Below are 3,267 nucleotides of genomic sequence, written 5' to 3' on the forward strand. Positions count from 1 at the left end.
TAACCATACCAACCCGTTTTGCGGTTGGTACTGAGTTCCGTTATTACTCCTCCAATCTTGAGGCCTATCTCCCCCTCGCATTGGATCCATTACGTAAGAAGTATTATTCTCGTGCGGAACGGCAACAACAACCACCGCTGAGCTTTCCATGCTTGCAAGTAACCCAATACTACTGGTTGCTAGTAAAAGTTTATTAAAAAAAGTTTTTTTCATATTAGTCATAATTTCCCCTATAACTTATTGTTTTTAATGATTTTATCACTTAACTTATCAGTCATTATACACTATTTATTTACGATACACAATAATTAATTAATAAATTTACTATTAGTTAATATTTATTAATTATTTACGTTTGAGTGATTTATAAAATTTAAAGGGAATAGACCGGTTTAATGAAAGGGTAGAGGGTTATGGTGTTTGTTCGGTAGGTAATCATCATTACAAGCAGGCATTACTTGCGTGGACTGGTTTTCTATTGTCATCCTAGCTAACTTGATCGCGGGATCCAGTCAAAAATACTAAAATTATTAGTATTTTTTATTGTTTTTATGGACCCCGTGGCAGGGCCACGGGATGACATTAAAGGTTACTGGATTCCCGCGTAGGCGGGAATAACATAATAGCTATGAAGTAACATCCTATTCATCATCTATATTAGAAAGCTCATCTTGTAATTCTTGAGAAAATATATCCTCATCATCGTTATAATCATTCGATTTCTTAAAGGAATTTTTGAAATTATTTAAGTCTTTATTTTCAAATATTTCAATAGATTTTAAGGTCTCATTTGGAATTATAACTATAATATTTTTACTTAATTCATCTAAATAATCAGTAGTGACGGAAACTTTCAGCACTCCTCCATATTTGCTTTGTTTGCTACTTACCACAAAATCTTTTAAAGATTTACTTTTAAAATAATTTTCAGAAGTAAAGACCATTGTTATAAAAAATAGTACTAACGAGATAGTAGTACCTACGGCAAAGCCTGCTAATAGCCCTAAGAATCTATCAATAAAGCCGTTTCTCATAAACAAAATTATAGCAAGAAATTTATAAACTATAAAAACACATAAAATTAAAGAAACAACATAAGATATAACACCGGCAATAATTATTCTTATAACCTCATTATCCAGATATTTCCCGATTAGTTCAGAAATATACGGATATAAGAAATATCCTAACATTATAGAAGTAATAAAACCGAGTATTCTAGTTGAAAACCCGATTATACCTTGATATAAGCCGAAAAATGAGAAAAGAGTAATAATAGCAAAAATAGTAATATCAAAAAATGTGATCATTATTGTTAACTTCTATTGAATAATTGGATTTAAATCTTATATACTTTAAGAGGTGATCTATAAAGATATTTTAAAGCTAGTTAGATTCTTTCTTGCTATAAATTGTAAGATTTTTTTGAAATAGAAACTACTATTACTACAAAAATCTTACAATTTATAGCAAGAAAGAATCTAACTAGCTTTAAAATATCTTTATAGATCACCTCTAATATTATAATTAAAGTTTTATTTATGGGCGATAAAATTTTTCATAACTTATCCGGCAAAACACTCGTTGCTACACCGCATGTAATTACAAAAGGCATTTACCATAAATCCTTAATTTATATGTTATCACACACGGAAGAAGGAGCAATAGGATTAATATTTAACCGCTTAGTAAATCATATAGATTTAAAATCGTTTTTTAAAATAAAAAATGACGAAATAACAACCCAGGCTATGGTTCCTATATATCTTGGCGGACCCGTAGAACATGAAAAAGGGTTTTTTCTTCATTCTAGCGATTATAATAAAAATTTGTTATTGGATTTCCAGAATGATTTAGCAGTAAGCTCTAATTTAGAAATTTCAGAAGATATAGCTTTCGGTAAAGGACCTAAAAATAGTTTATTCATTGTCGGTTATACCGCATGGAAACCAGGGCAGCTTGAAGAAGAATTAGAAAAAAATCTATGGTTGGTTATGGATTGTAATAAAGAATTTATTTTTGCCGATAATCCTGAAAGTAAATGGCATAATGCATTAAAACACTTAGGCATTGATGAAATACATTTCTCATCACAAATAGGAAATGCTTAGATAAAGTCATTAGGCATGGCTCAGAAAATGCCAATTTTGTCATACCGTGGCTTGACCACGGTATCCAGAAAAAAATTTAAAATACTAAAATTTTAGTATTTTAAGCTGGATCCCGCTACAAGCTCGTGGAATGATATCGAACGCATTTTTTGATCCACGTAAACAAGACTTTTGTGAGTGAGAATGATATTTTTATTTAATCAACATTTTTGGTAAGCCTAAGCAATAATGCTTTAAAAATTTTCCCTGGCTGCTAATTAAATACACAAAATTAGAATGTTGTAATTCATATTCGTTTGTTTTTACATCAAATATTTTGGATGTATAGAAGACCTTAAATTGATCTACTAATTGTTCAATATCTTGTACTCTTCCTGTTAAACCTATAAAATTACCATCTATTTTTTCTAAATATTTTTTTAATACCTCACTGGTATCATGCTCAGGATCTAGAGTAATAAAAACTACTTGTACTACAATATTATCTTTCTTCAAAATCTTAATAATATCTTCTACTCTTTTTAGTGCTTGGTTGTCATATAAGGAATAGGTAGTACCAAAATAAATCAAACTTAAATGACCTTGCAAATGGGTACTATCAAATTTCTTTCCTTCTTGATCTATAAGAGTGAACTTAATTTTAGGTGAATCGTCCATATTACTAGTTTTTGCACCAATCTTAAGCTTAGACGGAGTTAATGAAGAATAAAATAAACATAAAAATATTATGCCCGTAATCATAGCTAGGGTTATAAAAATTTTTATAATATACATTTGGTTTTTATTATTTCTCATAACCTAAGTAATTATTAATATTTATTTATAATAAAACTTATTCTTATCATATATGCAATAAAAATCATCTTTTACTGTATTAAATATCATAATATCTAAATTGTGATATTTTTATCATATACATATTTTTAGTTAAAATAAATTAATTAATTTATTTTAACTAAATTGAAATTTTTTGAGTTAATCTTAAAGTTAAGATTATTAAATAAAAAAAACAACTAGAAAACGGATTAATCATGTACAATTATACTGCTTATGTAAAACGTTTAAATGATAAATTTAAAAAACAAGAAAATACGGAAATAGTAGACACCACCACCCCCGAAGACCACCCACCCCAAACACTAAATGGGAGTGTTGA

Annotated in this window: 5 protein-coding genes; 1 reads left to right on the forward strand and 4 read right to left on the reverse strand. The window is 28.6% G+C overall.

Annotated elements, in window-relative coordinates:
• The 3 genes from SB78_RS05245 to SB78_RS05250 all read right to left on the reverse strand — a co-directional run.
• A partial coding sequence (locus SB78_RS05245; protein ID WP_041079108.1) for a hypothetical protein occupies positions 1-222 on the reverse strand: 222 nt, incomplete at its 3' end.
• 268 nt (positions 223-490) lie between these two features.
• Positions 491-583: a proline/betaine transporter gene (locus tag SB78_RS09385; protein ID WP_081420970.1), complete on the reverse strand. Its 93-nt coding sequence runs from the start codon at positions 581-583 to the stop codon at positions 491-493.
• Between the two features lie 58 nt (positions 584-641).
• Complete coding sequence (locus SB78_RS05250; protein WP_041079110.1) at positions 642-1,310, reverse strand: CvpA family protein; 669 nt, start codon at positions 1,308-1,310, stop codon at positions 642-644.
• A gap of 231 nt (positions 1,311-1,541) precedes the next feature.
• On the opposite strand from SB78_RS05250, the gene SB78_RS05255 reads away from it, so the two are divergent.
• A complete protein-coding gene (locus SB78_RS05255) occupies positions 1,542-2,111 on the forward strand; it encodes a YqgE/AlgH family protein (protein WP_041079112.1) in 570 nt (189 codons plus the stop codon).
• A gap of 192 nt (positions 2,112-2,303) precedes the next feature.
• Here SB78_RS05255 and SB78_RS05260 read toward each other — a convergent pair whose 3' ends face one another.
• Positions 2,304-2,906, reverse strand: coding sequence for an SCO family protein (locus tag SB78_RS05260; protein WP_041079113.1), 603 nt, complete (start codon positions 2,904-2,906; stop codon positions 2,304-2,306).
• Between the last annotated feature and the right edge of the window lie 361 nt (positions 2,907-3,267).

This window comes from Rickettsia asembonensis (genome assembly GCF_000828125.2).
GTDB classification, from domain to species: Bacteria; Pseudomonadota; Alphaproteobacteria; order Rickettsiales; family Rickettsiaceae; genus Rickettsia; species Rickettsia asembonensis.